The sequence below is a fragment of the Mesorhizobium sp. HAY1-8B genome, assembly GCF_056868045.1.
Genome location: NZ_CP200321.1, coordinates 4145812 through 4171801, shown reverse-complemented (window position 1 = coordinate 4171801; position 25990 = coordinate 4145812). Strand labels below are relative to the sequence as shown.

At 62.0% G+C, this 25990-nt stretch carries 28 protein-coding genes and 1 pseudogene; 15 read left to right on the top strand and 14 right to left on the bottom strand.

The annotated features are described in order from the left end of the window. The first annotated feature begins 293 nt into the window (after positions 1-293). Positions 294-3236, top strand: a complete 2943-nt coding sequence (locus tag AC1VON_RS19800; protein ID WP_483124607.1) for an Rne/Rng family ribonuclease — start codon at positions 294-296, stop codon at positions 3234-3236. Positions 3237-3371: 135 nt separating this feature from the next. Here the strand turns inward: AC1VON_RS19800 and AC1VON_RS19795 are convergent, their stop codons facing one another. Together AC1VON_RS19795 and AC1VON_RS19790 are read right to left on the bottom strand one after the other, a co-directional pair. Next, on the bottom strand, positions 3372-4319 hold the full coding sequence (locus AC1VON_RS19795; RefSeq protein ID WP_483124606.1) for a glutaminase: 948 nt from the start codon (positions 4317-4319) through the stop codon (positions 3372-3374). 4 nt (positions 4320-4323) lie between these two features. Continuing rightward, positions 4324-5472 carry a pyridoxal phosphate-dependent aminotransferase gene (locus AC1VON_RS19790; protein ID WP_172350680.1) on the bottom strand — a complete coding sequence of 383 codons (1149 nt, stop codon included), beginning with the start codon at positions 5470-5472 and terminating at the stop codon, positions 4324-4326. A gap of 147 nt (positions 5473-5619) precedes the next feature. On the opposite strand from AC1VON_RS19790, the pseudogene AC1VON_RS19785 reads away from it, so the two are divergent. The 6 genes and pseudogenes from AC1VON_RS19785 (at position 5620) to aat (ending at position 10950) form a co-directional block, all read left to right on the top strand. Then, positions 5620-7012: pseudogene (locus AC1VON_RS19785) on the top strand (M48 family metalloprotease). A 64-nt stretch (positions 7013-7076) separates the two neighbouring features. Continuing rightward, the gene (locus tag AC1VON_RS19780) at positions 7077-7898 is read left to right on the top strand and encodes a DsbA family protein (RefSeq protein ID WP_172350682.1); all 822 of its coding nucleotides are present in this window, start codon (positions 7077-7079) and stop codon (positions 7896-7898) included. A gap of 145 nt (positions 7899-8043) precedes the next feature. Next, positions 8044-8478, top strand: a complete 435-nt coding sequence (gene aroQ / locus AC1VON_RS19775) for a type II 3-dehydroquinate dehydratase (RefSeq protein WP_056566522.1) — start codon at positions 8044-8046, stop codon at positions 8476-8478. A 26-nt stretch (positions 8479-8504) separates the two neighbouring features. Then, positions 8505-8966, top strand: a complete 462-nt coding sequence (gene accB / locus AC1VON_RS19770; protein WP_172350683.1) for an acetyl-CoA carboxylase biotin carboxyl carrier protein — start codon at positions 8505-8507, stop codon at positions 8964-8966. Between the two features lie 10 nt (positions 8967-8976). After that, on the top strand, positions 8977-10320 hold the full coding sequence (gene accC, locus AC1VON_RS19765; RefSeq protein WP_172350684.1) for an acetyl-CoA carboxylase biotin carboxylase subunit: 1344 nt from the start codon (positions 8977-8979) through the stop codon (positions 10318-10320). A gap of 12 nt (positions 10321-10332) precedes the next feature. Further along, positions 10333-10950 carry a leucyl/phenylalanyl-tRNA--protein transferase gene (gene aat, locus AC1VON_RS19760; RefSeq protein ID WP_172350685.1) on the top strand — a complete coding sequence of 206 codons (618 nt, stop codon included), beginning with the start codon at positions 10333-10335 and terminating at the stop codon, positions 10948-10950. A gap of 11 nt (positions 10951-10961) precedes the next feature. Here the strand turns inward: aat and AC1VON_RS19755 are convergent, their stop codons facing one another. From AC1VON_RS19755 to AC1VON_RS19745, 3 genes are all read right to left on the bottom strand, one after another. Beyond that, positions 10962-11345: a hypothetical protein gene (locus tag AC1VON_RS19755; protein ID WP_172350686.1), complete on the bottom strand. Its 384-nt coding sequence runs from the start codon at positions 11343-11345 to the stop codon at positions 10962-10964. 75 nt (positions 11346-11420) lie between these two features. Continuing rightward, complete coding sequence (locus tag AC1VON_RS19750) at positions 11421-11999, bottom strand: DUF2155 domain-containing protein (protein ID WP_172350687.1); 579 nt, start codon at positions 11997-11999, stop codon at positions 11421-11423. A gap of 141 nt (positions 12000-12140) precedes the next feature. Beyond that, complete coding sequence (locus AC1VON_RS19745; RefSeq protein WP_172350688.1) at positions 12141-12539, bottom strand: NADH:ubiquinone oxidoreductase subunit NDUFA12; 399 nt, start codon at positions 12537-12539, stop codon at positions 12141-12143. A gap of 227 nt (positions 12540-12766) precedes the next feature. Between AC1VON_RS19745 and panB the strand changes: the two genes are divergently transcribed. After that, on the top strand, positions 12767-13615 hold the full coding sequence (gene panB, locus AC1VON_RS19740; protein WP_172350689.1) for a 3-methyl-2-oxobutanoate hydroxymethyltransferase: 849 nt from the start codon (positions 12767-12769) through the stop codon (positions 13613-13615). Next, on the top strand, positions 13612-14463 hold the full coding sequence (gene panC / locus AC1VON_RS19735; protein WP_172350690.1) for a pantoate--beta-alanine ligase: 852 nt from the start codon (positions 13612-13614) through the stop codon (positions 14461-14463). Before panB ends, panC begins: the two co-directional genes overlap by 4 nt. Before the next feature lie 40 nt (positions 14464-14503). Here the strand turns inward: panC and AC1VON_RS19730 are convergent, their stop codons facing one another. From AC1VON_RS19730 to gatB, 3 genes are all read right to left on the bottom strand, one after another. Further along, positions 14504-14848 (bottom strand): VanZ family protein, encoded by a 345-nt coding sequence (locus tag AC1VON_RS19730; protein WP_172350691.1) that lies wholly within the window; start codon positions 14846-14848, stop codon positions 14504-14506. A gap of 398 nt (positions 14849-15246) precedes the next feature. Beyond that, positions 15247-15738, bottom strand: coding sequence for a GNAT family N-acetyltransferase (locus AC1VON_RS19725; RefSeq protein ID WP_483124605.1), 492 nt, complete (start codon positions 15736-15738; stop codon positions 15247-15249). Positions 15739-15742: 4 nt separating this feature from the next. Continuing rightward, positions 15743-17242: an Asp-tRNA(Asn)/Glu-tRNA(Gln) amidotransferase subunit GatB gene (gene gatB / locus AC1VON_RS19720; RefSeq protein ID WP_483124604.1), complete on the bottom strand. Its 1500-nt coding sequence runs from the start codon at positions 17240-17242 to the stop codon at positions 15743-15745. Positions 17243-17524: 282 nt separating this feature from the next. Here gatB and AC1VON_RS19715 point away from each other — a divergent pair, with 282 nt between their 5' ends. After that, on the top strand, positions 17525-17782 hold the full coding sequence (locus AC1VON_RS19715; RefSeq protein WP_483124603.1) for a YjhX family toxin: 258 nt from the start codon (positions 17525-17527) through the stop codon (positions 17780-17782). A 48-nt stretch (positions 17783-17830) separates the two neighbouring features. Here AC1VON_RS19715 and AC1VON_RS19710 read toward each other — a convergent pair whose 3' ends face one another. Both AC1VON_RS19710 and AC1VON_RS19705 read right to left on the bottom strand, forming a co-directional pair. After that, a complete protein-coding gene (locus tag AC1VON_RS19710) occupies positions 17831-18262 on the bottom strand; it encodes a CBS domain-containing protein (RefSeq protein ID WP_027051720.1) in 432 nt (143 codons plus the stop codon). A gap of 88 nt (positions 18263-18350) precedes the next feature. Then, complete coding sequence (locus AC1VON_RS19705) at positions 18351-19109, bottom strand: rhomboid family intramembrane serine protease (RefSeq protein WP_483124602.1); 759 nt, start codon at positions 19107-19109, stop codon at positions 18351-18353. Positions 19110-19529: 420 nt separating this feature from the next. Here AC1VON_RS19705 and AC1VON_RS19700 point away from each other — a divergent pair, with 420 nt between their 5' ends. The 4 genes from AC1VON_RS19700 to AC1VON_RS19685 all read left to right on the top strand — a co-directional run bounded on the left by AC1VON_RS19700 (position 19530) and on the right by AC1VON_RS19685 (position 22815). Beyond that, positions 19530-20162: a PAS domain-containing protein gene (locus AC1VON_RS19700; protein ID WP_056566561.1), complete on the top strand. Its 633-nt coding sequence runs from the start codon at positions 19530-19532 to the stop codon at positions 20160-20162. Between the two features lie 120 nt (positions 20163-20282). Next, on the top strand, positions 20283-20900 hold the full coding sequence (locus AC1VON_RS19695; RefSeq protein ID WP_091578409.1) for a PilZ domain-containing protein: 618 nt from the start codon (positions 20283-20285) through the stop codon (positions 20898-20900). 293 nt (positions 20901-21193) lie between these two features. Continuing rightward, on the top strand, positions 21194-21802 hold the full coding sequence (locus AC1VON_RS19690) for a transglutaminase-like cysteine peptidase (RefSeq protein ID WP_483124601.1): 609 nt from the start codon (positions 21194-21196) through the stop codon (positions 21800-21802). Positions 21803-22062: 260 nt separating this feature from the next. Then, positions 22063-22815 (top strand): NYN domain-containing protein, encoded by a 753-nt coding sequence (locus tag AC1VON_RS19685; protein WP_483124600.1) that lies wholly within the window; start codon positions 22063-22065, stop codon positions 22813-22815. A gap of 46 nt (positions 22816-22861) precedes the next feature. On the opposite strand, the gene AC1VON_RS19680 is transcribed toward AC1VON_RS19685, so the two are convergent. Beyond that, positions 22862-23389, bottom strand: coding sequence for a gamma carbonic anhydrase family protein (locus tag AC1VON_RS19680; RefSeq protein ID WP_172350697.1), 528 nt, complete (start codon positions 23387-23389; stop codon positions 22862-22864). Between the two features lie 19 nt (positions 23390-23408). After that, entirely contained in the window at positions 23409-23735 is a 327-nt protein-coding gene (locus tag AC1VON_RS19675; RefSeq protein ID WP_445299284.1) for a DUF6949 family protein, read from the bottom strand. Between the two features lie 134 nt (positions 23736-23869). Here AC1VON_RS19675 and AC1VON_RS19670 point away from each other — a divergent pair, with 134 nt between their 5' ends. Beyond that, on the top strand, positions 23870-24601 hold the full coding sequence (locus tag AC1VON_RS19670) for a hypothetical protein (RefSeq protein ID WP_483124599.1): 732 nt from the start codon (positions 23870-23872) through the stop codon (positions 24599-24601). 41 nt (positions 24602-24642) lie between these two features. Here AC1VON_RS19670 and AC1VON_RS19665 read toward each other — a convergent pair whose 3' ends face one another. Continuing rightward, the gene (locus AC1VON_RS19665) at positions 24643-24846 is read right to left on the bottom strand and encodes a DUF3126 family protein (RefSeq protein ID WP_019857879.1); all 204 of its coding nucleotides are present in this window, start codon (positions 24844-24846) and stop codon (positions 24643-24645) included. A gap of 153 nt (positions 24847-24999) precedes the next feature. Then, positions 25000-25848 carry a serine O-acetyltransferase gene (cysE, locus tag AC1VON_RS19660; RefSeq protein WP_172229279.1) on the bottom strand — a complete coding sequence of 283 codons (849 nt, stop codon included), beginning with the start codon at positions 25846-25848 and terminating at the stop codon, positions 25000-25002. Positions 25849-25990 lie beyond the last annotated feature (142 nt).

Here is a 25990-nt window from a genome sequence, read left to right as displayed (position 1 = left end):
CGCCTGCGTGAGGAAAACGGCCGGGTTTGTTCCCGTGCCGGCTCTGTACGAGCAAACAAGCTGGTCCGGTTTCCGGGCTTTGGTTCAAAAGGTTCTGCTGGTGACGATGGCTTCAAGCGCAATCATGGAAAGGTCCGCATCAAACCGCGCCAGTATGGCTGCGGGCGGCACCGCCATGACACGCAGGCACCGTCCGGCGGACATTCAGACATCCGGCACCCACACTCCAGACACGCAGCAGCGGGCTTTGCCTTGCAAGCTGCGGCTGACGGCTGCCGGGAGGAAACGAAATAATGCCCAACAAAATGCTGATAGACGCCTCCCACCCGGAGGAAACACGAGTTGTCGTCGTACGCGGTAACCGTATCGAAGAATTCGACTTTGAATCCCAGGACAAGAAGCAGCTCAAAGGAAACATCTACCTCGCCCGCGTAACGCGCGTCGAACCCTCCCTTCAGGCAGCCTTTGTCGAATATGGCGGCAACCGTCACGGTTTTCTCGCCTTCAGTGAAATACACCCCGACTACTACCAGATCCCGGTCGCCGACCGTCAGGCCCTGCTGCGCGCCGAAGCGCAGGAGGCCGAGGACGAAGAGGATGAGGACGGCGACGGCGATGATCGCCAGAGCCGCGATCGCGGCCGGCGCGGACGCCGGCGCGGCGGTAAGAGCCGCGACCGCGGTGAGCACAAGCGCGATGCGGGCGAAGCAGGCGAAGGCTCCGGCGAGGCAGGTGAAGGCAACGACAATGGCGACATCGTTGTCGAGGAGATCTCCCACACCTCCGAGATCATCGAACACGCAGCCGATACATCAGAACATTCAGATACGTCGGAGCATGCCGATACGTCCGGCCATGATGAAGATTCCGCCGAGCAGGACGAAACCGAAACCCGCGAGGGTGGCCCGACATCGATAGCCGCCGCTGTCGAAGGCGATGTGGTTTCCGAACCCGTCTCGCGGACGGAACAGGGCAACGAAGCAACGTCCGGCGACAATGATCGCGGCATGCTGGAGGAAGTACAGTCCTCGCATCCCGATGACCACGAGATCGAATCGGTCGGCGCCGAGGATGCGCTGGAAGAAGTGCGCAACCGCCGCAAGCCGGTGCGCCGCCAGTACAAGATCCAGGAAGTGATCAAGCGCCGGCAGATCCTGCTGGTGCAGGTCGTCAAGGAAGAACGCGGCAACAAGGGCGCCGCACTCACCACCTATCTGTCGCTTGCCGGCCGCTATTCGGTGCTGATGCCCAACACGGCACGCGGCGGCGGCATTTCGCGCAAGATCACCAGCGCGGTCGACCGCAAGCGCCTGAAGGAGGTCGTCGCCGATCTCGAAGTGCCGCAGGGCATGGGCGTTATCCTGCGCACCGCCGGCGAGAGCCGCACCAAGGCCGAGATCAAGCGCGACTATGAATATCTGATGCGGCTCTGGGAGAACGTGCGCAATCTCACGCTCCAGTCCACCGCCCCTGCCCTCGTCTATGAGGAAGGCAGCCTGATCAAGCGTTCGGTACGCGACCTCTACAACAAGGACATCGACGAGATCCTTGTCTCGGGCGAGGAAGGCTATCGCGAGGCCAAGGACTTCATGCGCATGCTGATGCCGAGCCACGCCAAGGTGGTTCAGCCGTTCCGCGACACGACGCCGATCTTCGTGCGCAACGGTATCGAGGCGCAGCTCGACCGCATGCTGCAGCCGCAGGTGACGCTGAAGAGCGGCGGCTACATCATCATCAACCAGACCGAGGCGCTGGTTGCCATCGACGTCAATTCGGGGCGCTCCACCAAGGAGCACTCGATCGAGGACACGGCACTCCACACCAATCTGGAAGCGGCCGAAGAGGTTGCCCGTCAGCTCAGGCTTCGCGATCTCGCCGGCCTGATCGTCATCGACTTCATCGACATGGAGGAGAACCGCAACAACCGCTCCGTCGAGAAGCGGCTGAAGGATCACCTCAAGAACGATCGTGCACGTATCCAGGTCGGCCGCATCTCGCATTTCGGCCTGATGGAGATGTCGCGCCAACGCATCCGCGCCAGCGTGCTGGAATCCACCATGAAGCCCTGCCCGCATTGCGGCGGCACCGGCCATGTCAGGTCCGATTCGTCGGTCGCGCTGATGGTGGTGCGGGCGATCGAGGAATTCCTGCTCAAGGATTCGCGCAGCCACATCACGGTCCGCACGCCGGCCGCGACCGCGCTCTACGTGCTCAACCACAAGCGTGGCACGTTGGTGGAACTGGAAAGCCGCTTCGGCCTGACCATCACCATCGAGGCCGATGATACGGTTGGCGCGCAGCACTATGCGATCTTCCGCGGCGCCCTGGCTGAAAAGCCGGAGGGCTTTGTAGAGGTACGCAGCCTGCCGGCCTATGTCGAACCGGAAGAGCCCGAAGACGAGATTGTCGTCGTCGAGGAAGATGATGAGGCACCGGCGCAGGCCGAGCAGCCACGCCAGCAGCCGCAGCAAAACCAGCAGCCGCGGCCTGTCGGTGGCGAGGACGGCGAAGGCCGCGACCGCAAGCGCCGCAAGCGCCGCAGACGTCGCGGCGGCCGGGATCGCGATCGCGAACATGGCGCTCTTACGGATGATGGCTCATCCACCTCCGCTCCGGCCGGCGATTTCGCGGCGGACGATGACGACACCGAAACGGACGACGCCGCTCCGATCGCTGCCAGCGCCTCCGACGAGGCGGTACAGGCTTCGGATGACGGCCAAGGCAAGAAGCGCCGGCGCGGCAAGCGCGGCGGCAAGCGCAACCGTCGCGAAGACGGCGAAGGCGAGGCCGAGGCAAGTGCCGGCGAAACGGCCGAGCCTTCCGAAGGCGATGCTTCCGAAAGCGAGCCTGCCTCGATCGAGCCGGTGGCTGTTGCTGCTGTGGCGGAAGAGCCGGTAGCTGCGGTAAGCGAAGAGGTGCCGAGCACCGAGAAGCCCAAGAAGCCGCGTCGCGCAACCAAGCCGAAGAAGGCAGCCGCCGAGGCCGTCGTCGAGACGGCCGTGGTCGAAGCGGCTGTGGAAAAGCCGGCCGAGGTTCCGGCGGCGAACGCCGAGGAAACAGTGATCGCGGCAGTCACGGAAGAGCCCTCGAAGGCCCGGCCGTCACGACGCAAGCCAGCGGCGATCGATGCACCGGTCGTGCCGGTGGTTTCCTCGACCGTCGCCAATGAGCCGGAAGCCAAGACCGAAGAAAAGCCGAAGCGCGCCGGCTGGTGGCAGCGGAAAGGTTTTTTCTAAACCTTTCAACTGGTTGAAGTGATTTTTTGATAAGAAAATCCCGCGCCGATCGAAAGATGGCGCGGGATTTTTCATGTCAGGTGTTCCCACAGTGCGAGAAATGGGAAACCCGTCCCACGCTTTCCTGGAACCGCGCTAAGGCGCGAAAATCGACCAGTTCATCATCCTCGCCAGCTTTTCCAGGGCGATCGAACCCAGCTTGGAATTGCCATTGGCGTTGAGGCCGGGAGACCAGACGGCAAGCGAGGCGACACCCGGCACGATGCCCAATATGCCGCCGCCGACGCCGCTTTTTCCCGGAATGCCGACACGGAAGGCGAAATCGCCGGAGCCGTCATAGTGGCCGCAGGTCAGCATCATGGCGCCGATGCGCCGCGCGCGCTCCGCCGACACCACGGAATGGCCGGTCGCCGGGTTCTTGCCGCCATTGGCAAGGAACCGGCCAGCCATCGCCAGTTGCCGGCAACTCATGGCAATGGCGCAATGGTGGAAATAGACGCCGAGCGCCAGTTCCGGTGCATGATGAAGATTGCCGAAGGATTTCATGTAGTTGGCCAGCGCGAAGTTGCGATAGCCGGTGGCGCGTTCGGACGCCGCCACCTCGCGGTCGATGATGATGGTCTCGTCGTCGGCGAGGAACTGGATGAAGCGCAGGATCTCGCCGATCGCCTCGCGCGGCTGATGGCCGGCAAGCAGGATATCGGAGATGACAATGGCGCCGGCATTGATGAACGGATTGCGCGGAATGCCGTTCTCGTGCTCGAGCTGGACGATCGAGTTGAATGGATTGCCCGACGGCTCGCGCCCAACCCGTTTCCACAGCGCATCGCCGACATTGCCGAGCGCCAGCGTCAATGTGAACACCTTCGAGATGCTCTGGATGGAAAAGGGCTGGTCGGCGTCGCCCGCCATCAGCACACGACCGTCATTGGTAACGGCGGCAATGCCGAACTTCCTTGGGTCGACCTTGCCCAATTGAGGAATGTAGGTCGCGACATCGCCGCGATCGGTGCGTTCAGCCATTTCGGCAGCGACCTCGGCCAATGCTTGATCAAGTTTGGGGGCCTGTTCGAGTTCCGGCATGGTGCTACCTCAACCAGCGTTCGATGCGCGACATCGCCTCGACCATGTCGTCGTGGCTGCCGGCATAGGAAAAACGCATCGTGCGGTGCCCCGCCTGAGTGTCGAAGTCGCGGCCAGGCGTCGCCGCCACATGCGCCTCGGCCAGCATCTTGCGCGCGAAGGCCATGCTGTCATTGGTGTGCCGGGTGACGTCGCAAAACGCATAGAAGGCACCATCCATCGGCGCGGCCAGCGGAAAGCCGAGTTCGGGCAGACGTTTCATCAAGAGCTCGCGATTCCAAGCGTAGCGGGCCTTGACCACCTCCAGTTCCTCGGTCGCCGCAAAAGCCTCGATCGCAGCGATCTGCGACAGTTCCGGCGGCGAGATGTAGAGGCTTTGGGCAATCCGCTCGACCGGCCGCACCAACTCTTCCGGCAACACCATCCAGCCGATGCGCCAGCCGGTCATGCAATAGTATTTCGAGAAGGAATTGATCACGGTCACGCTGTTGCCGAAGGCGAGTGCCGTGGTGTCGGGCGCGCCATAGGCCAATCGATGATAGATTTCGTCGGAAATGACGGCGATACCCAGTGTCTCCGCCGTATTGACAAGCGCTGACAGTTCGTCGGCCGGTATGACCGCGCCGGTCGGATTGGCCGGGCTTGCGAAAAGAACCCCCTTCAGCGGCTTCTCGCGGTGCGCTGCCTCCAGATGACCGGCATGCAGATAGGCCGCTTCGCCGAGTTCGATCTCGACCACATCGATGCCGAGCGCCGCCATGATGTTGCGATAGGCAGGGTAGCCGGGTGCCGCGATGGCTACGCGGTCGCCCGGATCGAACATCGCCAGGAAGGCGAGATTGAAGGCCGCCGACGATCCGGTGGTCACCGCGATCCGGCCGGGCTCGACCTCAAGCCGATAGTGATCCGCGTAATGCTCGGCGATCACCTTGCGCAGACCGGCCAACCCCAGCGTGTCAGTGTAGCCTATGCGCCCGTCCTGCAAGGCCTTGGCAGCCGCGGCGCGAACCCTTGCTGGCGCGGGATCGGAGGGCTGGCCGACCGCCATTGAGATCACCGGCACGCCCTGAGCCTTCAGCCTGTTCGCTTCGGCCAGAATATCCATGGCGTGGAACGGCTCGACATTGCCTCGGCGTGAGAGCGAAACGACCATTTTATCCCTATCCCGACAGTTGAGCACGCCATTCCCTTAATGCATGCGCCGCACAAATGCCCGATTGATGTGAGGATCACAAGTTGAGGAAGTTTTTCCGGTGCCGACTTTTCATCTTTCGCCCGCTCGTCTACCAGTTGACACGTCATGTTGAGCCGACCCAGATCGACTATTGCCCAGGCAGCGCGCGTTTTCGCGACGTTTTCGCTCGGCATCGCCGTTGCCGTGGCGAGTTCGGTCACCGCCTTCGCCCAGAACGTGCCTGTCATACGCGATGCCGAGATCGAGGCTCTGGTGCGCGATTACGCTCGGCCGATCTTCAAGGCTGCCGGGCTGGCGAATGACGGCATCGACATCGTTCTGGTCAACGATTCCAGCTTCAACGCCTTCGTCACCGGACGCCGGCTGTTCATCAACACAGGCGCGCTGATGACGGCTGAAACGCCGAACGAAATCATCGGCGTCATCGCGCACGAGGCCGGTCATATCGCCGGCGGCCACCAGCAGAAGCTGCGTGACCAGCTCGAACGCGCCAAGACGATGGCCATCATCGCCACCTTGCTTGGCGCGGGCGCCATGGTCGCTGGCGCGACCACCAACAGCCGCGGTCTTGCGGGCGCCGGCATGGGCGTGGCGGCTGGTGGCGGCGAGATGGCGCAACGCAGCATCCTCGCCTACCAGCGCACCGAAGAAACGACCGCCGACCGCTCGGCGATCACCTATCTCAACTCCACCGGCCAGTCCGGCATGGGCATGCTGAAGACCTTCGCCCGCTTCCAGAGCGCGCTGTCCTTGTCGGGCACGCAGGTCGATCCCTATCGGATCAGCCATCCGATGCCGCAGGAACGCATCGCCAATCTCGAAGTGCTGGTGAAGCAGAGCCCCAATGTCGACAAGGTCGATCCTCCGGCGCTGCAGCAGCGCCACGACATGATGCGCGTCAAGATCGCCGTCTATATGGACGGCCAGGCCGCGGCGGCGCGACTGATGCAAAAGATGCGGGGCAGCCTCGCCGCGCAGTATGGCGATGCCCAGTCCACCTATCTTTACGGCAACATTGCCGCGGCGCTCGTCAAGACCAACGCCTTGATCAAGGCGCAGCCCAAGAATGCCTACTTTCAGGAGTTGCGCGGCGACATACTGATGAAGGCGAACAAGCCCAAGGATGCGGCCGAAGCCTACGCCAAGGCGGTCAGCCTCGACCCGGCGCGGTCCGGCCTGCTGCCTGTCTCGCTCGGCCAGGCTCTGATGGCCGTGGGCACGCCCGAACTCGCTGAAGAAGGCCGTCGTCCAGATCAACAATGGTCTGGGGCGAGACAAGGAAAATTCCGCTGGATATCGCTACCTGGCGCAGGCTTATGGCGAGTTGGGTGACATACCGGGCGCCGAGCTTGCCACGGCCGAGGGTCATTTCTATTCCGGAAACTACAAGGATGCGAAGATCTTCGCCATGCGGGCGCAGCGGCAGATGAAGCGTGGCGAGCCGCGCTGGATCCGTGCGCAGGACATCATAAACTACAAATCGTCAGGCAAAATCTAGTGAACCTTCCGGCCACGCGCTGCGACACAGCCGGACCGGGAAACAGGCAAAAGGAACGAGAACGATGAAAAAGGCACTGTTGCTGGGCACCACGGGGATCGCTGTAGCCCTTGCCATGCTGGCTTTCGGTTTCGTCGCCGGCAGCCCACAGATTGCCAAGGCAGGTACGGCGCAGCCCGTCGAGACGACTCAGCCTGTCCAGACAGCGGGGGCCGATACCAAGATTGACCGCACCGAGGTCGAAGGAATCATTCGCGACTATCTTCTGAAGAACCCGGAAGTGCTGCTCGAAGTGCAGGACGCGCTGGAGGCCAAGCAGAAGGACGAGCAACGCCTTGCCGCGCTCGGCGTCATCAAGAACGCCAAGGAGCAGATCTTTAACTCCAGCTTCGACGGCATTGTCGGCAACCCGAACGGCAAAGTGACCATCGTCGAGTTCTACGACTACAATTGCGGCTTCTGCAAACGCGCCATCGAGGACATGCGGGCGCTGACCAAGGCCGATCCGGATTTGCGCTTCGTGCTAAAGGAATTCCCGATCCTCGGGCCGGACTCACAAAAGGCCAGCGTCGTTTCGATGGCTTTCCACCTGATGATGCCGGAAAAATACGGCGAGTTCCACAATGCGCTGCTCGGCGGCCAGGGACGCGCTACCGAAGCGGCCGCGATCAAGATCGCGCTTTCGCTCGGCGCCGACGAGGCGACGCTGCGCGAGAAGATGAAGGACCCGTCGATCACCGAAGCCTTCGCCAAGACCTATGATCTTGCCAACAAGCTGTCGATCACCGGAACGCCGTCCTATGTGGTCGGCAACGAGGTTGTGTTCGGGGCTCTCGGGCAGGAAGTGCTGGCGGAAAAGATCGAGGCGGCAAAGGCCGCGCTTTGATCGACCGGGAGTTTTCTTCACGGGCGCATTTCGGCCTGTTGTGGACAGTGAAAGAACGCACTTGCGCTCTTTCCGCGGGCGACTATGCCCATTATAGAGAGCCAGCGCGCCGGTTTGACACCGGCGCCGGAAAAGGTCGGCTTTTTTGAAAACGGTTTTCGTCCTGAACGGTCCCAATCTCAACGCGCTTGGCAAGCGCGAGCCGGGGATCTATGGCGGCAAGACGCTTGCCGCCATCGCCGACGACTGCAAACAAGCGGGCACGTCGCTCGGGCTCGAGATCGATTTCCGCCAGTCGAACCACGAGGGCGACCTCGTCGACTGGATCCAGGAAGCCGGCGACAAGGCCGCCGGCATCGTCATCAATCCAGGCGCCTACAGCCATACCTCGATCGCGATCCACGACGCCATCCGCTCGGTCGCGCCGCTGCCGGTCGCCGAGGTTCATCTTTCCAACATCCATGCGCGGGAATCATTCCGCCACGTCTCCATGGTCGCGCCGGTCGCCGTCGGCATGATCTGTGGCTTTGGGCCGCTCGGCTACACGCTGGCGCTACAGGCGCTGGCCGCACGCCTATGACCGGCCAACAAACAGAAGGCTCGAAAATGTCGATAAAGAAGACCGGTGTTGACCAGCAGCTGATCCGCGATCTGGCGGGCATACTGAACGACACCAACCTGACCGAGATCGAGGTCGAACTGGGTGACCTGAAGGTACGCGTGTCGCGGCAGGCACCCGCCGTCCATGCTATCGCCGCACCGCAGCCAGCCTATGCGCCGGCGGCTGGCGCCCAGCCTGCGGCGTCGGCCGCGCCGGCAGCGGTAGACGTCTCGAAGAACGCGGTGGCCTCGCCGATGGTCGGCACCGCCTATCTGGCGCCCTCGCCCGACGCCAAGCCGTTCATCGAGATCGGCCAGAAGGTCAAGGAAGGCCAGACGTTGCTGATCATCGAGGCGATGAAGACGATGAACCAGATCCCGTCGCCCCGCGCCGGCACGGTGACGGCGATCCTGTTCGAGGACGCGACGCCGGTCGAATACGGCATGCCGCTCGTCGTGATCGAGTAGAGCTGGCAGGATGTTCCAGAAGATCCTCATTGCCAATCGCGGCGAAATCGCGCTTCGGGTGCTGCGCGCCTGCAAGGAACTCGGCATCCAGACGGTGGTGGTGCATTCGACCGCCGACGCCGACGCCATGCATGTGCGGCTTGCCGACGAAAGCGTCTGCATCGGGCCGCCGCCATCGCGCGACAGCTATCTCAACATCCATCAGATCGTCGCGGCCTGCGAGATCACCGGCGCCGACGCCGTGCATCCAGGCTACGGCTTCCTGTCGGAGAACGCCAAGTTCGCCGACATATTGGCCGCGCACAACATCACCTTCATCGGCCCGTCAGGCGACCATATCCGCATCATGGGCGACAAGATCGAGGCCAAGCGCACCGCCAAGCGCCTTGGCATCCCCGTGGTGCCCGGTTCCGACGGCGCCGTCACCGATCAAAAGGAAGCCAGGCGCATTGCCGCCGAGATCGGCTATCCCGTGATCATCAAGGCCTCGGCCGGTGGCGGCGGGCGCGGCATGAAGGTTGCCCTTACCGAGGCTGACCTCGAGATTGCCTTGCAGACAGCGAGCACGGAAGCCGGCGCGGCCTTCGGCGACGATGCCGTCTATATCGAGAAATACCTGGAGAAGCCGCGCCACATCGAAGTGCAGGTGTTCGGCGACGGCTTCGGCCGCGGTGTGCATTTCGGCGAGCGCGACTGTTCGCTGCAACGCCGCCATCAAAAAGTCTGGGAAGAGGCGCCCTCGCCGGCGCTCAACGCCGAGGAGCGGTCCCGCATCGGCGGCATCTGCGCCAAGGCCATTGCCGATCTCGGCTATTCCGGCGCCGGCACGATCGAGTTCCTGTACGAGAATGGCGAGTTCTACTTCATCGAGATGAACACGCGCCTGCAGGTCGAGCATCCGGTGACGGAAGCGATCACCGGCATCGATCTCGTCCACGAGCAGATCCGCGTCGCTTCCGGCGGCGGTCTTTCGGTCAGGCAGGAAGACATTAAGTTCAATGGCCACGCCATCGAATGCCGCATCAATGCCGAGGATCCGCGCACCTTCACCCCGTCGCCCGGCACAATCACGCATTTCCACACGCCAGGCGGTCTCGGCATTCGCGTCGATTCGGGCGTCTATTCCGGCTACAAGATCCCGCCCTATTACGACAGCCTGATCGGCAAGCTGATCGTTCACGGGCGCAACCGCGTCGAGTGCATGATGCGGCTGCGGCGGGCACTGGATGAGTTCGTCGTCGACGGCATCAAGACGACTTTGCCGCTGTTTCGCGATCTCGTCGGCAACCCCGACATCGCCAATGGCGACTATGACATCCACTGGCTGGAAAAATACCTGGCCAAGGAAGAGTAGTCCGGGGACGCGATGACCCGTCCCTATGCGCCCGGCTATCGCATCCCGACCGACCTCCTGCTCAAGGCATACGCTTCGGGCGTCTTCCCGATGGCCGAAAGCGCTGGGGATCCGGAGGTTTTCTGGGTGCGGCCGGAGACGCGCGGCATCATTCCACTCGATGATTTTCACACGCCCAAAAGCCTGAAGAAGACAATCCGCAAAAACCCATTCGACATCCGTTTCGACTTCGATTTCGAAGCGACGATCGATGGCTGCGCCGAGAAGCGCGAGGAGCGGCGCTCGACCTGGATCAACGCGCCGATCCGAGAGGCCTACGTGCAGTTGCACCGCATGGGCCACTGCCATTCGGTCGAGGCCTGGCGCGAGAACCAGTTAGCCGGCGGCCTTTATGGCGTTTCGCTTGGACGGGTATTCTTCGGCGAAAGCATGTTTTCCAAACAAACGGATGCTTCGAAGATCTGCCTAGTCCACCTCGTCGAGCGCCTGAAGGCGCGCGGCTTCGCGCTGCTCGACACGCAATTCACCACCGAGCATCTGAAGCGTTTCGGCGCCGTCGACGTGCCACGCGGCAAATACGAGAAGATGCTGGCCGATGCACTGAAGGGCGAGGCGATCTTTTTTCCGTAGGAATCGAGACCCTATTTGGCCGCAACCTCGATCGGGGTCTGCGAATGGAACATCATCTTCCAGCCGTTGACGCGATGGACATAGCCGGTGCTGACCAATGCCGCATAGGGTTCGCCATTTTCCCGCGTCGCGTGCGCCTCGTAAGTCAGCATGATGATATCGCTGCCCGGCTCGATTATTCCCTTGAGGTCGATATCGAGATCACGCCAGCGGTTGGGTTTGGTCGCGGTCTTGGCGAGGTCTGCATTGTCCATCGCCCGCGCCATCTGCGGAAACGCCACCAGGCATTCCGTGTCGGCATTGGCGGCGTAGTAGGCTGCGTCCCCGGTCCAGAACCCTCTTTCGAGCTCAAGCAGCTCTTTCTTGCTGGCTGTGATCCGCTTGCTGTCCGACATCGGTGTATCCTCCGGGCGCATCGATGCGCAATCGTCCGTGATCCAACGCATGATGGGCACGACGGTTCCGGGGGATCAGTTGGTGTCGGACGTATCCGGTTCCGTGGGGGCGGACTGTTCCACATCCGAGGTGGCGGCTGGCTTGGCTGCGGCAGGTTTCGAAGCGTCGGCCTTGGTCGCGTCAGCCTTGGTGGCGTCGGGCGCAGGGACATCCGACTTCTGCTTGCATTCCTTCAGCCAGACGTCATAGACGGCATGTTCGACAGCATTGAGGCCCGGGCTTTCGGCGAACATCCAGCCGGTGAAGATACGACGGATCTTGCGGTCGAGCGTTATCTCGTCGACCTCGACGAAGGAATCGGTCTTCGGTTCCTCTGTCTGCGGCCGGGAATAGCAGACGCGCGGCGTCACCTGCAAAGCGCCGAACTGCACCGTTTCATCGATATAGACATCGAAGGTGATGATGCGGCCGGTGATCTTGTCGATGCCGGCGAACTCGGCGACCGGGTTGCTGATGCGATCCGACCCCGCAGGAGCCGCCGGCGCGGCCGCGGGCGCGGCAGGTGCGGGCGAAGCAGCAAACGCCGCGGTGCTGACGGCGAGGCCGGCGGCTAACGTCAGACCGCCCGTCGATATCAGGTTGAAAAAGCTCATATGGGGGTACCGGTGGTTCGCGCCCGGGTGATTCCGTCAATCACCAAGGCTAGTCGGCGTTTTCTGATCAGCAAGCAGCTAAACACCAATTGTGGCGATAAAGGACCGGCCAGCACCTTGCGCCGCCACAGACCGGGCCCGTTACGACCCGGGCGTCCAGGCGTCATAGTCACCCGTGACCTGCGGGCGGTGCTGGTTGGTCAGCACCGAGCCCTTCGGGCGATAGGCCGCCGGCGTGCCGGTCAGATTGGGCTGATGCGGCTTCTGCCAGTCGCGCGGCTTGTACTCGTCACCGGGCGGCGCGACGTCGACACGGTGATGGATCCAGCCGTGCCAGCCGGGCGGGATGGCAGAGGCTTCGGAATAGTTGCGATAGATGACCCAGCGGCGCGTGCGGCCTTCGGAATCGACACCGCCTTCGTAATAGACATTGCCCGCCTCGTCCTGGCCGACTCTCTTGCCGTACCGCCAGGTGTGCAGGCGTGTTCCCAGCGTCTGGCTGTTCCACCAGGTGAAAAACTGCGTCAGGAAAGTCTTCATCTCAGAACCCTCGCGCCGGCGGCGCCTGTTTCCTGCTTATGGCGTCAGGCCTTCGGGAAGGCAAGAGTTTTGCCGAGGGAGCGCGCAAATGGCGCGCCAGGGACCCGACACAAGCCTGTGATCTCAAGAGGTGGCAGGATGCACGCTTGCCAAGCCTTTCCGGTCTTTCTAAAGCTCAGCGCGCCCATACGGGTATCAATCCGGCCATGGGCCGAAGGAGGTGATGATTGGCCACGAAATTGCCGACCACCGACGTTCGGATCGACGCCGAGATGATTCGCCGCCGCAAGGGCGGCACGCCACTGGTCTGCCTCACGGCTTACACTTATCCCGTCGCTCGCCTGCTCGATCCCCATGTTGACCTGCTCCTCGTGGGCGACAGCGTCGCCATGGTCCTGCATGGTCACGAGACGACGCTGGGCGCATCGCTCGAGATGATGATCGCACATGGGCAAGCCGTGATGCGCGGCTCGGCCAGGGCCTGTGTTGTCGTCGACATGCCGGCCGGCAGCTACGAGGACTCGGCGGCGCAGGCGGTGGCCTCGGCGCGACGCATCGTTGGCGAGACCGGCTGCCAGGCGGTGAAACTCGAAGGCGGCGTCGACATGGCCTTGCAGATCGCGGCGATCGTGGCGTCCGGCATTCCGGTCATGGGCCATATCGGCCTGCTGCCGCAATCGGTGGAGAAGGATGGCGGCTACAAGATCAAGGGCCGCACCGACGAGACGATCGCGGCGTTGATGGCTGATGCGCTCGCCGTCGAAAAGGCTGGCGCCTTCTCGACGGTGATCGAAGGCACGATCGAGGCGGTCGCCGCCGACATCAGCCACCGCATCGCCATTCCAACCATCGGCATCGGCGCCAGCGGCGACTGCGATGGTCAGATCCTGGTGATCGACGACATGGTGGGACTGACCGTCGACCGTGTGCCGAAATTCGTCAAGGAATACGCCGACCTGCGCAGCTTGATCGCGCATGCCGCTGAGCGGTACGCTTCGGAGGTGCGAAATCGGACATTCCCCGGTCCTGCCCATGTTTTTTCCGGCTCAAACACCAATGGCGGAGACCGGGCATGAGCGGGCCTGATGTCGTCGATAGTGTTGGCGCACTTCGCGCCAGGATTCGCGACTGGCGGCGCGACGGCTTGCGCGTCGCCATGGTTCCAACCATGGGCGCGTTGCATGAGGGGCATCTCTCCTTGATCAGGATCGCGCGCGAAAAAGCAGAGCGCTGTGTGGTGTCGATCTTCGTCAACCCAACGCAGTTCGCACCGAGCGAGGATCTCGACAAGTACCCGCGCCAGATTGCCCGTGACCTGGATCTGCTGGCGACGGTCAAGGCCGATCTTGCCTTCACGCCGACGGTTGGCGCGATGTATCCCGCCGGCTTTGCCACCAGGATCTCGGTCGGCGGCCCATCCGCCGGGCTCGAATCGGATTTTCGCCCGACCTTTTTCGAAGGCGTCGCCACCGTGGTGGCCAAGCTCTTCCTCCAAGCAACGCCCGACTACGCGGTCTTCGGCGAAAAGGATTATCAGCAGCTTTGCGTCGTCAGGCAGCTCTGCCGCGACCTTGACCTGCCCGTCGAGATCATCGGTGCCCCAACCATACGCGACGCGCATGGCCTCGCCATGTCGTCGCGCAACGCCTATCTCGACGAGGGTGAACTGGCGGTCGCTCGCCAACTCAACGTGATTCTGCGCAAGGCGGCAGCAGCGTTGGCGGCCGGCGCGCATCGAGACGACGCAACCGGTGAAGCCGGTCGTGCCCTGATCGCCGCCGGCTTCCAGAAGATCGACTATGTCGAGGCCCGCGAAAGCCTGACGCTTGCGCCCTGGCGTCGCGACCGCACGGGACGCCTGCTCGCTGCTGCCTGGCTCGGCAGGACGCGGCTGATCGACAATGTGGAAGTTCCCACTGCCTAGACCAAAGAGACGATCGACTGCATTCGGCTTTCTGCCGCGCCTACCTCACGCCTATTCGCCCGCTGGTCCTCAGCAATAATTGCCCCACGAGGACCCCAATAATCCCAGCTGATGCTTTCACGAGTGCATCGGCAAGATGCGCGTGGCGGCCGGGATCGATGATCTGAAGCAATTCCAGTATGCCGGCAGTCGCAACCACAAAGATCAAGGTCTGATACACTCTGTTGGGGAAGCTGAGCGCCAGGGCGAAGCCCAACAGCACATAGGCCAGGGCACGCTCGATATTCGCCTGGGCCATGTGCGGCCTCATCTGGATCGGCGACAAGGTCGCGAAAATGATGATGATAAGCAGCACCAGCGCCGCGATGCGGAACAGTTTGATCATGACCCTGCATATCCGTCGTGAGCCGGCACAGCAAATGCTGGGATGACGCAGGAGCGGATTAGGAACCGATCGGCCGGCCATAGTGAAACCAATCCACAGATGCGTGGCGGCATCAATAAGTTACATGGCGACCCTAGCGTGCCATCCTACTCATTATTCTGTGGAACCTCACACTTATTCTGGAGGCGGTCCGAGGGGCCTATGTCCAGGTTTGCGAATGCGATCGACCGCGCTCTGCCGCAGGTCGTCGAGGCCGTATACGATTCGGTTGCCGACGTCGGCCGCTGGCAATCGCCGCTAGACGCCATTCGGTGCGTGCCCCTCAGGCCGTCAAACGAAAACGGGGCGCATGCCGCGCCGCTCGCGAGAAGGTGATCTGGAGCGCCAGCAGATGGCGGTCAGCCGGCAAGCGGCCTGCGATAGACCAGTGTCGGTTCGCCAGAGGCACCCTTGTGCTCGCCGGAATCGCCGGATCGCACGAAGCCGTTCGCTTCGTAGAAGGCGATGGCACGCCTGTTCTGTTCTTCCACTTCCAGACGGATGGCGCGAGCCTCGGGGAAACTCTCGATGATCTCGTCGAGCAACATGCCGCCGATGCCCCTGCCCTGCAGGCCTGGAAGCACGTAGAGCTGTTTCAGGACAACCGTTTTGCCGCCGTCGATGCTTTCGGCAAAAGCCACGCCGCCAATGCGCTTCCCGTCATCAGCAACAAGGAAGTCGCTGTTCGGCTTGATCAGCCGCGCCCTCAGCGAGGCGATCGAATGCCATTCGTCGGTGATCTCGGTGACCTTGGCGGCGCCGTAGATGGCGTCATAGGTCGCATGCCAGGTTTCGACCAGCACTGCCCGAATTGCATCAAGGTCGCGCTCGCCTGCGGTGCGGACGAACATGGCCTTACTCGATGCCGAGCTTGGCCTTGACGAGGTCGTTGACCGCCTGCGGATTAGCCTTGCCGCCGGTCGCCTTCATCACCTGGCCGACGAACCAGCCGGCCATGGTCGGCTTGGCGCGCGCCTGTTCGACCTTGTCCGGGTTGGCCGCGATCACCTCGTCGACCGCCTTTTCGATGGCGCCGGTATCAGTGACCTGCTTCAAGCCACGGCTTTCGACCAACTGGCGTGGATCGCCACCTTCGTTCCAGACGATCTCGAACAGGTCCTTGGCGATCTTGCCGGAGATGGTGCCATCCTTGATCAGGTCGATGACGGCGCCAAGCTGGTCGGGCGAAACCGGCGCATTTTCAATGTCCTTGCCCGCCTTGTTCAGCTGTCCGAGCAGGTCGTTGATGACCCAGTTGGCGGCGAGCTTGCCGTCGCGGCCGGCGGCCACCTTCTCGAAATAGTCGGCGATCGACTTTTCCGACACCAGGATCGAAGCGTCGTAGGTCGAGAGACCCAGCGAGGTGATCAGCCGCGCCTTCTTGTCGTCGGGCAGTTCCGGCAGTCCTTTGGCCAAAGCATCGACATAGGCCTGGTCGAATTCCAGCGGCAGAAGATCGGGATCGGGGAAGTAGCGGTAGTCGTGCGCTTCTTCCTTCGAGCGCATGGAGCGCGTCTCGCCCTTGACGGCATCGTACAGCCGCGTTTCCTGGTCGATCTTGCCGCCATCCTCCAGGATAGCGATCTGGCGGCGCGCCTCATAGTCGATGGCCTGGCCGATGAAGCGGATCGAGTTCATGTTCTTGATCTCGCAGCGCGTGCCGAACTCGCCACCGGGCCGGCGTACCGAGACGTTGACGTCGGCGCGCAGCGAGCCTTCATCCATGTTGCCGTCGCAGGTGCCGAGATAGCGCATGATGGTGCGCAGCTTGGTGACATAGGCCTTGGCCTCATCGCCGGAACGCAGGTCAGGCTTGGAGACGATCTCCATCAGCGCCACGCCAGAGCGGTTAAGGTCGACATAGGACATGGTCGGATGCTGGTCGTGCATCGACTTGCCGGCATCCTGCTCCAGATGCAGCCGCTCGATGCCGACCTCGATGTCCTCGAACTCGCCCTGTCGGTCCGGTCCGACCGAAACGATCACGGTGCCCTCGCCGACGATCGGCTGCTTGAACTGGGAGATCTGGTAGCCTTGCGGCAGGTCGGGATAGAAATAGTTCTTCCGGTCGAAAACCGACTTGTGGTTGATCTGCGCCTTCAGGCCGAGGCCGGTACGGATCGCCTGCTTGACGCATTCCTCGTTGATGACGGGCAGCATGCCCGGCATTGCGGCATCGACCAGGCTGACATTGGCATTGGGGGCCGCGCCGAAAGCGGTCGAGGCGCCGGAAAACAATTTTGCTTCCGAGATGACCTGCGCGTGCACTTCGAGACCAATGATGATTTCCCAGTCGCCGGTGGCGCCGGAGATCAGACGTTTTGCGTCGGGCGTGCGGGTATCGATCAGGGACATGGAGGCCTACAAATTGGAAACTGCGGAATATGCATAACGCATATTTTGATGTGCATTCTCGCTAGTGCAAACCGCCAAAAGAGACAAGCGCAAAGCCGCGGGCTGGCCTTTTCACCCGCTTTCGCCTATAGGACGCCCATCCCAATGGAGAGTGGATGTCCACTTACGCTCAGTCCCGGTAAGGCCCTGACCTCGTAGCGAGGCAGGGCGACAAAACCTGAAACCCCGTGCCGCGAAGCTTCGCGGCGGCGGCATTTTTCGTTTTCCCGGAAAACTCTCCACATGGATATTTCGCGCACTGAACAGCGCATCCTGCACCTGCTCGCGCAGGGCGGACGCATTGAAATCGAAAAGAACCAGAAGAAACGGGTCGCCTCCGTCAAATGCCTGACCCGCGACGGCTGGCATTATCCGGGCGTCGATCTCGACCTGTTTCGAAAGCTGAAACGCAAGAAGGCGGTTTCGTCGTCGGGCGGCGGTCCCTACCGCATCACAAGGCGCGGGCTCGAACTCGTCCGCTCCGAGCTCGATAACAGATAGCATATGGTTCCGCCGGTCGGGCTTCCGGCCGGCGGCTCCGTTCACCGCTCAGGCGGTGGCGATATAGGCCCTGATCTCGTCGGCCTCGCGCTCGACATCCTCGATGCGGCGCTTGACCACGTCGCCGATGGAGACGATGCCATCAAGCAGGCCGTCCTTTTCCACCGGCAGATGGCGGAAACGACCCCTTGTCATGATCTCCATCACCTCGTTGACGGTGTGGTTCTCGTTGCAGATCTTCACCTTCGGCGTCATTGCTGAACGCACGGCGATATCAAGCGCGGCGCCGCCTTCCTTGGCGACGACCCGCACGATGTCGCGCTCCGACAGAATGCCGACGATCTTGCGATCGCCATTGGTGATGACCAGCGCGCCGATCTTGTGTTCGGCCAGGATGCGGATGGCTTCGCTGAGCTTCTCGTTCGGCCCGAGCGTCAACACGTCGTGGCCTTTTCTTTCCAGAATTGCCTTAACCGTCATGGCGTCCTCCTCTGCTTCGCCTGCCGGCCCCCTGCCCAGACCGGCTTTCACGTAAGAGTGAACATCGTGCGCCGTGATCGGTTACATTTCAAGTGCGGCGGTCGGTGGTCTCCCATTCGGGGGGCTGCCGTCGCCGGTCGAACCAGCGCAGGCCGAAGAAGCCGGCGACGAAGCCGCCAATATGGGCCTCCCAAGCGATCTGTCCGTCCACTCCGGGCGCAAAGCCGAGCAGGCCGGTGGCGAGATTGATGATCATCCACACGGCGAGAAAGATCACGACGCCGCGCAAGCGCAATACGACCGCGATCGGCAGCACGGGGCCAGCGAAGGCAGCCTTGCCGGCCGATCGGTCTGTGCGAAAACCGAAACGCGCCGCAGCCCCCATCATGCCTGATATGGCGCCGGATGCGCCGACCAGTGGTGCCTCGCCATATGGGTGCATGGCCCAGAAAAGCGCCACGGAAGCCAGTCCGGTGGCCGCAAAGAACAGGGCGAACCAGAGCCCGCCGAGACGATTGGCCAGTGGCGAGCCAAAGGCGGCGAGCCAGACCATATTGATGGCGATATGCGCAAAACCGCCATGCATGAAGGCATAGGTGAAGGGCCGCGTGAGCAGGAACCAGTCGAAGCCGTATTGGCCGGTGTAGAGGACGGGAATGAAGGCCCCGTCGTACAACAGCGTCATCTGTTGCGCGTCGTTCAGCACATATTGCTGCAGCAGGAAAACGACCACGCAAATGCCGATCACCGCCAGCACGACGGGCGGCAGATTGAACACCGGCTCGCGCCGGGGCTCCGGCATCGGTTCGGCGCGTTCGGCCTCGGAAGGATCTTGCGGTTCGCTCATCTGCAATCGCACTCTGCTGGTTCGATCTGGGGGCCGGTTCGATCTGGGCTGGTTCGATCTGGCCAGCATCTAGATCATGGTCAATGGAACCGCAAACAGCGAATCGCCCTGGTGCGAATCAAAAAAGAAGCCGTCCAAGGTTTCCCTTGAACGGCCTGTCGAGCCCCCTGCTCCCCTAAAACTCTTGACTGAAGTGCTGCCGATCGTCGCGAAACGACCGCTTCTGGAGTGGTTTTGGTGTGCCACAGGGCCTGCTTGGGCGCAACGTAAACCAGTTGTTAACCTTAACGGCCCCGACCCGTGAACAAGTGTTAACGACGCTGGCACGCTTCCTGCTCCGCAACGCATGTAGGTCATCGGAGGGCGCCCTTCTGTTCACCGATGGGACATCAGACGACAGAATGCGCGGAGCAGCATACCATGAACCAAAACGGATCGATCACGCTGTTCCATTATTGGAACCGCCTGCGTGATGGACGCCCTGCCCCGAAGCGATCGGAAGTCGAACCGGCCGATATCAAGTCGCTGCTGGCCGATACGTTCATCCTGGAAAGGGACACCCGCGGGCAACCCGTGTTCCGCCTGGCTGGTACCAGGCTCTGCGCCTGCTATGGCCGCGAACTCAAGGGCTTTTCCTTCCCGTCACTGTGGCGCGAGAAGGACCAGCGCCTGGTTTCAAGGCTGATTCACGGGGTTTTCGATCAAAAATCGGTCGTGTTGATCATATTCGAGGGCTTCAGCCGCAACGGCCGCTCGAACAAGTTCGAACTGCTTGCCTTGCCGCTCGACGGCGGCATCGAAAACCAGCGCTGCCTCGGCGTGGTCAGCGCCGTGGAAAAGCCATTCTGGCTTGGTGCCGACCCGATCACGGACGCACTGATCGATTCGATCCGTGTCATCGATCCGGAGAAAGAACTGCTCAACAACCGTCCGGCAATCGACGTCCCCTCGCTTGTTCCAGCCGAACTCGATGCGCCCGATACTATCTCGGCGCTTGGCCGGGCGCGCCGCATCCGCCATCTCGTCGTCTTCGACGGCGGGCGCGAGGAATAGTTGATCATCCCACGGGTCCCGCAGGCTCGTTTTTCCCCTTTGTTAACCCGCTTTGTTGTAATTCTCCGATGAAGTCCTTCGCATCGACGCGCGGGAATGCCAAACGGGGTGTAGGCAGTCATGAGGTCAGCGGCGGTCGATTACGCGCCGTCCCAAGCTGAAAGGCGCAACTTTCAGCGCGTCCGGGTCAAGATATACGGGCGATTCATGCTGGAAGACCGCACCGAGCATCCTTGCCAGGTCGTCGACATGTCGCCCGGCAACGTTGCGCTCCGCACCGATCGCGTCGGCATGCCCGGCGAAAAGGTGATCGCCTATATCGACCATATCGGCCGCATCGAAGGCGTCGTCACACGCACGCTGCAGGACGGCTTCGCGATGACGGTGATTGCGTCCGACCGCAAGAAGGACAAGCTGGCGGCGCAGTTGACCTGGCTTGCCAACAAACACGAACTCGACCTGCCGGAAGATCGCCGCCACGAGCGCGTCGCGCCGCGCAACCCGACCAGCGTGCTGCAGCTCACCGACGGCCGTCAATACCAGTGCCGGATCATCGATCTGTCGCTGTCGGGCGCGGCGATCGAGATCGACGTCAAGCCGGCGATCGGCGTCCAGGTCATGCTGGGCACCATGCGTGGCCAGATCGTTCGTCATTTCGAGGATGGCGTGGCCATCGAATTCGCCGTCATTCAACGTCCTGAAACGCTCGATTCCGAATTCAACACGCCCCGCGCCTGACCGGCACGGACAGGCAATCAAACCGGCCCTTCGTGGCCGGTTTTTTGTTGCGGCAAAGGCCTTGAAAACTCTCGGAAGCGGCTGAACCGCGCGGGCAGCGCGGGGCGGCCGTCCGCGCCCTCCTGGCGCAAAGGCCTCACGCTTTTGACAAGCCGGCAATCCAAACAATTAAATACTAAAATGATTCAAATTTTATGTTTATTCTACTGGCGTTTTACTTAAAGTCTGCTTCGCGCCTTTGCGTCAAATAAATCCACATGTGGCAATGTCTCCTTCGAACGGGGAGACTAGAAATGAAAGAAACGAGGGGCAAGCTGTTGCTGATGGCAATGGCGATGCAGCTTTCCGCCTGGGGATCAGCATATGCCGCGGGACCGGCCTATATGCACACCGGCGGCCGTACCACGCAGCCTGTTGGCCATTACGAATTCTGCCAGCGCATCCCTGGCGAATGCAACGAGAAGACGCCCAAGGGCGCGCCGGTCGACCTGAGCCGCAAACTCTGGGCAACGATCGTCAGCATCAACAATTCGGTCAATACCCGCATCAAGCCGCGCACCGACATGGAAAATTACGGTGTCGAGGAGTACTGGGCCTATCCCGACAACGGCTATGGCGATTGCGAGGACTACGCGCTGGAGAAGCGCCGCGAACTGATCGACGCAGGCATGCCGGCGGGTGATCTGCTGATGACGGTCGCGCGCCAGCCCAATGGCGACGGCCACGCCGTACTGACCGTACGCACCAGCCTCGGCGAGTTCATCCTCGACAATCTGGAAACCAAGGTGCTGTCCTGGACGGACACCGACTACACCTATCTCAAGCGTCAATCGACGGAAAATTCCGGCGTTTGGGTGACGATCAACGACGGCCGTTCCGACGCGGTCGCCAGCGTCCGCTAGAGCGCCAGTGCATGTCGCCCAAAGGGGCAGCGGTTTTGCGGCATGCATGCAACAGAAATTAAGCGCGTCGCGACGCGCTTAAGGAGAAACCCGGTCGAGTCCCCACCCTCCCCGTCCCCAACGACCGGGTCAAAGGAGCCGGCCCCGTCCCCGGGCCGGCTCCGCCATTTCTGGGATGGCAGCTAAAATTGATCCAATTTCCATGGCATGGTGCATTCGCGCCGCCATATCTCCAGAAGATATCAGCAGCAGGAGGCCTTATGCCGACCGAAGCTCGATCACCGCGCCTTGCGGTTCTTATCGACGCGGACAACACCTCCGCCAAGATTGCCGACGGTTTGTTCGAGGAGATCGCAAAGATCGGCGAGGCCAGCGTGCGCCGTATATATGGCGACTTCTCCAGCACACGGTCCAAGAGTTGGGCAGACATACTGGCGAAGCACGCGATCATTCCGCAGCAGCAATTCGCTTATACCACTGGCAAGAATGCTTCCGATATTACACTGGTGATCGACGCGATGGACCTGCTCCATAGCGGCCGTTTCAACGGTTTCTGCCTGGTTTCTTCCGACAGCGACTTCACGCGGCTTGCCGCGCGCATACGCGAACAGGGTGTCGATGTCTTCGGGTTCGGAGAGCAGAAAACCCCGGAGAGCTTTCGGCAAGCTTGCCGCCGGTTCATCTACACCGAAAACCTTCTGCGTGGCCCGGCGAACATCCCGGACGCCACGCCCGCATCGAAGCCGCTTCAATCATCCAGTGCCGCGCTGCCGATACTCAAGAAAGTCATCGGCCAGATGGACAGCGAAGATGGCTGGGTGCTGCTCGGCACGTTCGGAAAGCAGCTCTCGAACCTCTTCTCCGACTTTGACCCTCGCACCTATGGTTTCGGCAAACTGAGTGACCTGGTGAGGAATACAGCCGAATTCGAAATCGAAGCGCCCAAAGGGGGAGCCATGCGCATTCGAATCAAGCCTGCGACCGTGAGGAAGGGAAAAAACAAATCCGCCTGATCCATGGGGACTGCCGTCCTCGCAACCTGCCGGTTGGATCGTGACCTCAAAGCTTCTTCAGCCCCGCCATGAAGCGTTTGCCGTTGGCGACGTAGTGCGCGGCCGAGCCGCGCAGCCTGGCGACGGCCGCGTCGTCCAGCACCCTGATCGCCTTGGCCGGCGAGCCGACGATCAGCGAATTGTCGGGAAATTCCTTGCCTTCGGTGACCAGCGCGCCGGCGCCAACGAGCGAATTCCTGCCGATCCTGGCGCCGTTCAGCACGATGGCGCCCATGCCGATCAGACTGTTGTCGCCGATGGTGCAGCCATGCAGCATGGCCCGATGGCCGATCGTGCAGCCCTCGCCGATGGTGAGCGGGAAGCCGGGATCGGTGTGCATGACCGTGTGTTCCTGCACATTGGTGTCGGCGCCGATGACGACAGGTTCGTTGTCGCCGCGAATGACGACGCCGAACCAGAAGCCGGCGTTGCGGCCGACCCTGATGTCACCGATCAGCGTCGCGTCGGGCGCGATCCAGTTCGATCCCGCGTCTGCGAAGCTGGGCTCCGTTCCTTCGATCGCATAAAGCGGCATTGTCGGTCTCCGAATCGTCTCAGATGCCGGACCCTAGGAGACGGATCGTCCATGAGGCAATGGCAAGCACAACGATGCCCAATGCCAAGGACCAGGCGATCGCCGTGCAGCCGCATGACAGGAGCGCGACTGTCGAAATACGGCCCTCACGCCGGGCATCGAGGGCAGCGTTGACCAGCATGAACGGCCCGGCGCCAGCCGTAGCCGCCAGCGAGCGCAGCACATGCGAGGGCGACACATAGGGCTCGGCAAAGGCGACCTTGCGGCCTGACATAAGTTCCATCGCCGAGCCCGCCAGCCCGCAAACCGTCAACCCGACAAGAAATGCAAACAGGAGGAGTTCCATCTGGGCCATCTTAACCTTGCATTTACCATGAAATCGCACAGTCGTTTCAGGAAGGCTGCAAGAGCCGTGCCGTGCGATGTGTGCCGCCGAGGCACAGGTGGGATGGCGGACGGGCGGTTGGGATGAGGACCGAGATGAAGCAGGCAGCGATCACCGAGGGCGCGGAACTCACCGTGGTCGATTCCATGCTGATGAAGCGGGTGTTCTACGCCTTCGCCGCACTTGCCTTGCTGTCCGTCGCGATCAGCCTTGGCGGCAAATGGTTCGGCCATTCGATCGCCATGGCCGGGTACACGGATGATCCGACCATCCGCCAGGTCGTGATCGGCAACAATGTCATCGCGGTGCCGGCCAATTTCATCCGTTTCGCCCAGGCCCGGCGCGACGGCATCGCCACGCGTCTCGACCTTTATCTGCGTTATCCCCAGATGGACGGCTACAGCGAGGCGGCTCGCGACGATTTCAACCACTCGGAAGCCAACAGGAACATCGTCTTCCTGTCCTTCGAACAACAGATGATGTCGCGCGACATGAGTGGGCGATTCGCGCCGATCTACAGCGCGCTCATCGTCCAGCCCGGCATTCCGGGACCTGGCGGCACGACGGTCTACGGTTTCAACGAGAAATCAGGCTATCTGAACGAGGTGCTGGTGGTCGGCAAGCGCCCGGGCAAGGATCCCTTCGTGGCCCGCTGCCTGAGCGGGCCGAGTGCCGATCAATCGCTGGCGCCTTGCGAGCGGGACGTCCATGTCGGCAACGATCTCAGCCTCACCTACCGTTTTCCCAAGGAATTCCTCGGCGACTGGCAGACGCTCGACGCGGCGATCACGGCCGAGGCCGGGCGATTCCTGAAGACCGGACATTGACAGCAAAGACAGGCCACGCCCGGCGCGGCCTGTCTTTGGGCTCAGCCCAGATCGATGTCGAGGATCGCCATCGAGAAATTGTAGTCGCCGTCATCCTCGTCCTTGAAGACGATGCCGAGGAACTCGTCGCCGACATAGACTTCGGCCGAATCTTCCTTGCGCGGCCGTGCCTTGACCTCAAGCTTGGGGTTCTGGAAGACGCGCTTGAAATAGGCGTCCAGCTTTCTGATTTCGTCCGGCTTCAACAGTCTTCTCCGATCATCGGGCTTGCTGGTTTGAAGGGCGCTTCTGGCACGTCGACAATGGCGATGTAAAGGCAAGCCGGCCGTATTGCACCGGGAGCGACAGCGCCACCGGTCAAATCGCAACAACGCCGGACAGCGCGCCGGCGCGGAAAATCAGATATCGAAGCTGACCACCTGGTCCATGGACTGCGACGGCAGGAGTTGATCCATCTGGCGGGAAGGCTGGTCGCAACCGGTCTCGCCGACGACGCGGGCCGGCACGCCGGCAACCGTCTTGTTGTGCGGAACTGGCGACAGCACCACCGAGCCCGCCGCGATCTTGGAGCAGTGACCGACTTCGATGTTGCCGAGAATCTTGGCGCCGGCGCCGATCAGCACGCCACGGCGGATCTTGGGGTGGCGGTCGCCACCAGCCTTGCCGGTGCCACCAAGCGTCACGCCGTGCAGGATCGATACATCGTCCTCGATGACCGCGGTCTCGCCGACGACGAGGCCGGTGGCGTGATCGATGAAGATGCCCTTGCCGATGCGGGCGGCCGGATTGATGTCGGTCTGGAAGACCGAGGACGAGCGGCTCTGCAAATAGAGCGCGAAGTCCTTGCGGCCCTGGTTCCACAGCCAATGCGCCAGCCGATGGGTCTGGATAGCGTGAAAGCCCTTGAAATACAGCACTGGCATGATGAAGCGGTCGCAGGCCGGATCGCGGTCGTAATAAGCCTGGATGTCGACGCGCACGGTCGTCGGCCAGTCCTTGTCGTCAGCCAGCATCGATTTGAAGGTCTGGCGGATGAGATCGGAGCCGATGTCCTGATGGGCAAGCCGCTCGGCGATCCGGTGGATGACGGCCTCTTCCAGGCTCTCCTGGTTCAGGATCGTCGAATAGAGGAACGCCGCGAGAAGCGGATCGCGGTTGACCGCGTCCATCGCCTCGTCGCGGATCGAACGCCAGATCGGATCCACCGGCTGCAACGCGCTGTGGCGGGAAATGCTGATGCTGTTCATCGACGTCTCGTCCTGCGTCCTGCTGGCTTGCCTGTTGTGCTGCCTGCTGTCTGGCCGCACATATAAGTCAGATCATAGCACGATTGAACTCAATTTTCCTTAGTGCTGTGTCAAATGGTTTTGGTTCGCAGGAATTCAAGCA

Coding starts and splice junctions, on each gene's coding strand:
- AC1VON_RS19700 (WP_056566561.1), top strand. CDS start 19,530: ATGAACCAAAACGGATCGATCACGCTGTTCCATTATTGGAACCGCCTG.
- AC1VON_RS19715 (WP_483124603.1), top strand. CDS start 17,525: ATGGATATTTCGCGCACTGAACAGCGCATCCTGCACCTGCTCGCGCAG.
- AC1VON_RS19680 (WP_172350697.1), bottom strand. CDS start 23,389: ATGCCGCTTTATGCGATCGAAGGAACGGAGCCCAGCTTCGCAGACGCG.
- cysE (WP_172229279.1), bottom strand. CDS start 25,848: ATGAACAGCATCAGCATTTCCCGCCACAGCGCGTTGCAGCCGGTGGAT.
- AC1VON_RS19710 (WP_027051720.1), bottom strand. CDS start 18,262: ATGACGGTTAAGGCAATTCTGGAAAGAAAAGGCCACGACGTGTTGACG.
- AC1VON_RS19675 (WP_445299284.1), bottom strand. CDS start 23,735: ATGGAACTCCTCCTGTTTGCATTTCTTGTCGGGTTGACGGTTTGCGGG.
- AC1VON_RS19745 (WP_172350688.1), bottom strand. CDS start 12,539: ATGAAGACTTTCCTGACGCAGTTTTTCACCTGGTGGAACAGCCAGACG.
- AC1VON_RS19690 (WP_483124601.1), top strand. CDS start 21,194: ATGAAAGAAACGAGGGGCAAGCTGTTGCTGATGGCAATGGCGATGCAG.
- AC1VON_RS19750 (WP_172350687.1), bottom strand. CDS start 11,999: ATGAGCTTTTTCAACCTGATATCGACGGGCGGTCTGACGTTAGCCGCC.
- aat (WP_172350685.1), top strand. CDS start 10,333: ATGACCCGTCCCTATGCGCCCGGCTATCGCATCCCGACCGACCTCCTG.
- AC1VON_RS19685 (WP_483124600.1), top strand. CDS start 22,063: ATGCCGACCGAAGCTCGATCACCGCGCCTTGCGGTTCTTATCGACGCG.
- AC1VON_RS19705 (WP_483124602.1), bottom strand. CDS start 19,109: ATGAGCGAACCGCAAGATCCTTCCGAGGCCGAACGCGCCGAACCGATG.
- AC1VON_RS19780 (WP_172350682.1), top strand. CDS start 7,077: ATGAAAAAGGCACTGTTGCTGGGCACCACGGGGATCGCTGTAGCCCTT.
- panC (WP_172350690.1), top strand. CDS start 13,612: ATGAGCGGGCCTGATGTCGTCGATAGTGTTGGCGCACTTCGCGCCAGG.
- AC1VON_RS19800 (WP_483124607.1), top strand. CDS start 294: ATGCCCAACAAAATGCTGATAGACGCCTCCCACCCGGAGGAAACACGA.
- AC1VON_RS19695 (WP_091578409.1), top strand. CDS start 20,283: ATGAGGTCAGCGGCGGTCGATTACGCGCCGTCCCAAGCTGAAAGGCGC.
- AC1VON_RS19755 (WP_172350686.1), bottom strand. CDS start 11,345: ATGTCGGACAGCAAGCGGATCACAGCCAGCAAGAAAGAGCTGCTTGAG.
- AC1VON_RS19670 (WP_483124599.1), top strand. CDS start 23,870: ATGAAGCAGGCAGCGATCACCGAGGGCGCGGAACTCACCGTGGTCGAT.
- AC1VON_RS19725 (WP_483124605.1), bottom strand. CDS start 15,738: ATGTTCGTCCGCACCGCAGGCGAGCGCGACCTTGATGCAATTCGGGCA.
- gatB (WP_483124604.1), bottom strand. CDS start 17,242: ATGTCCCTGATCGATACCCGCACGCCCGACGCAAAACGTCTGATCTCC.
- AC1VON_RS19795 (WP_483124606.1), bottom strand. CDS start 4,319: ATGCCGGAACTCGAACAGGCCCCCAAACTTGATCAAGCATTGGCCGAG.
- accB (WP_172350683.1), top strand. CDS start 8,505: ATGTCGATAAAGAAGACCGGTGTTGACCAGCAGCTGATCCGCGATCTG.
- AC1VON_RS19730 (WP_172350691.1), bottom strand. CDS start 14,848: ATGATCAAACTGTTCCGCATCGCGGCGCTGGTGCTGCTTATCATCATC.
- AC1VON_RS19790 (WP_172350680.1), bottom strand. CDS start 5,472: ATGGTCGTTTCGCTCTCACGCCGAGGCAATGTCGAGCCGTTCCACGCC.
- accC (WP_172350684.1), top strand. CDS start 8,977: ATGTTCCAGAAGATCCTCATTGCCAATCGCGGCGAAATCGCGCTTCGG.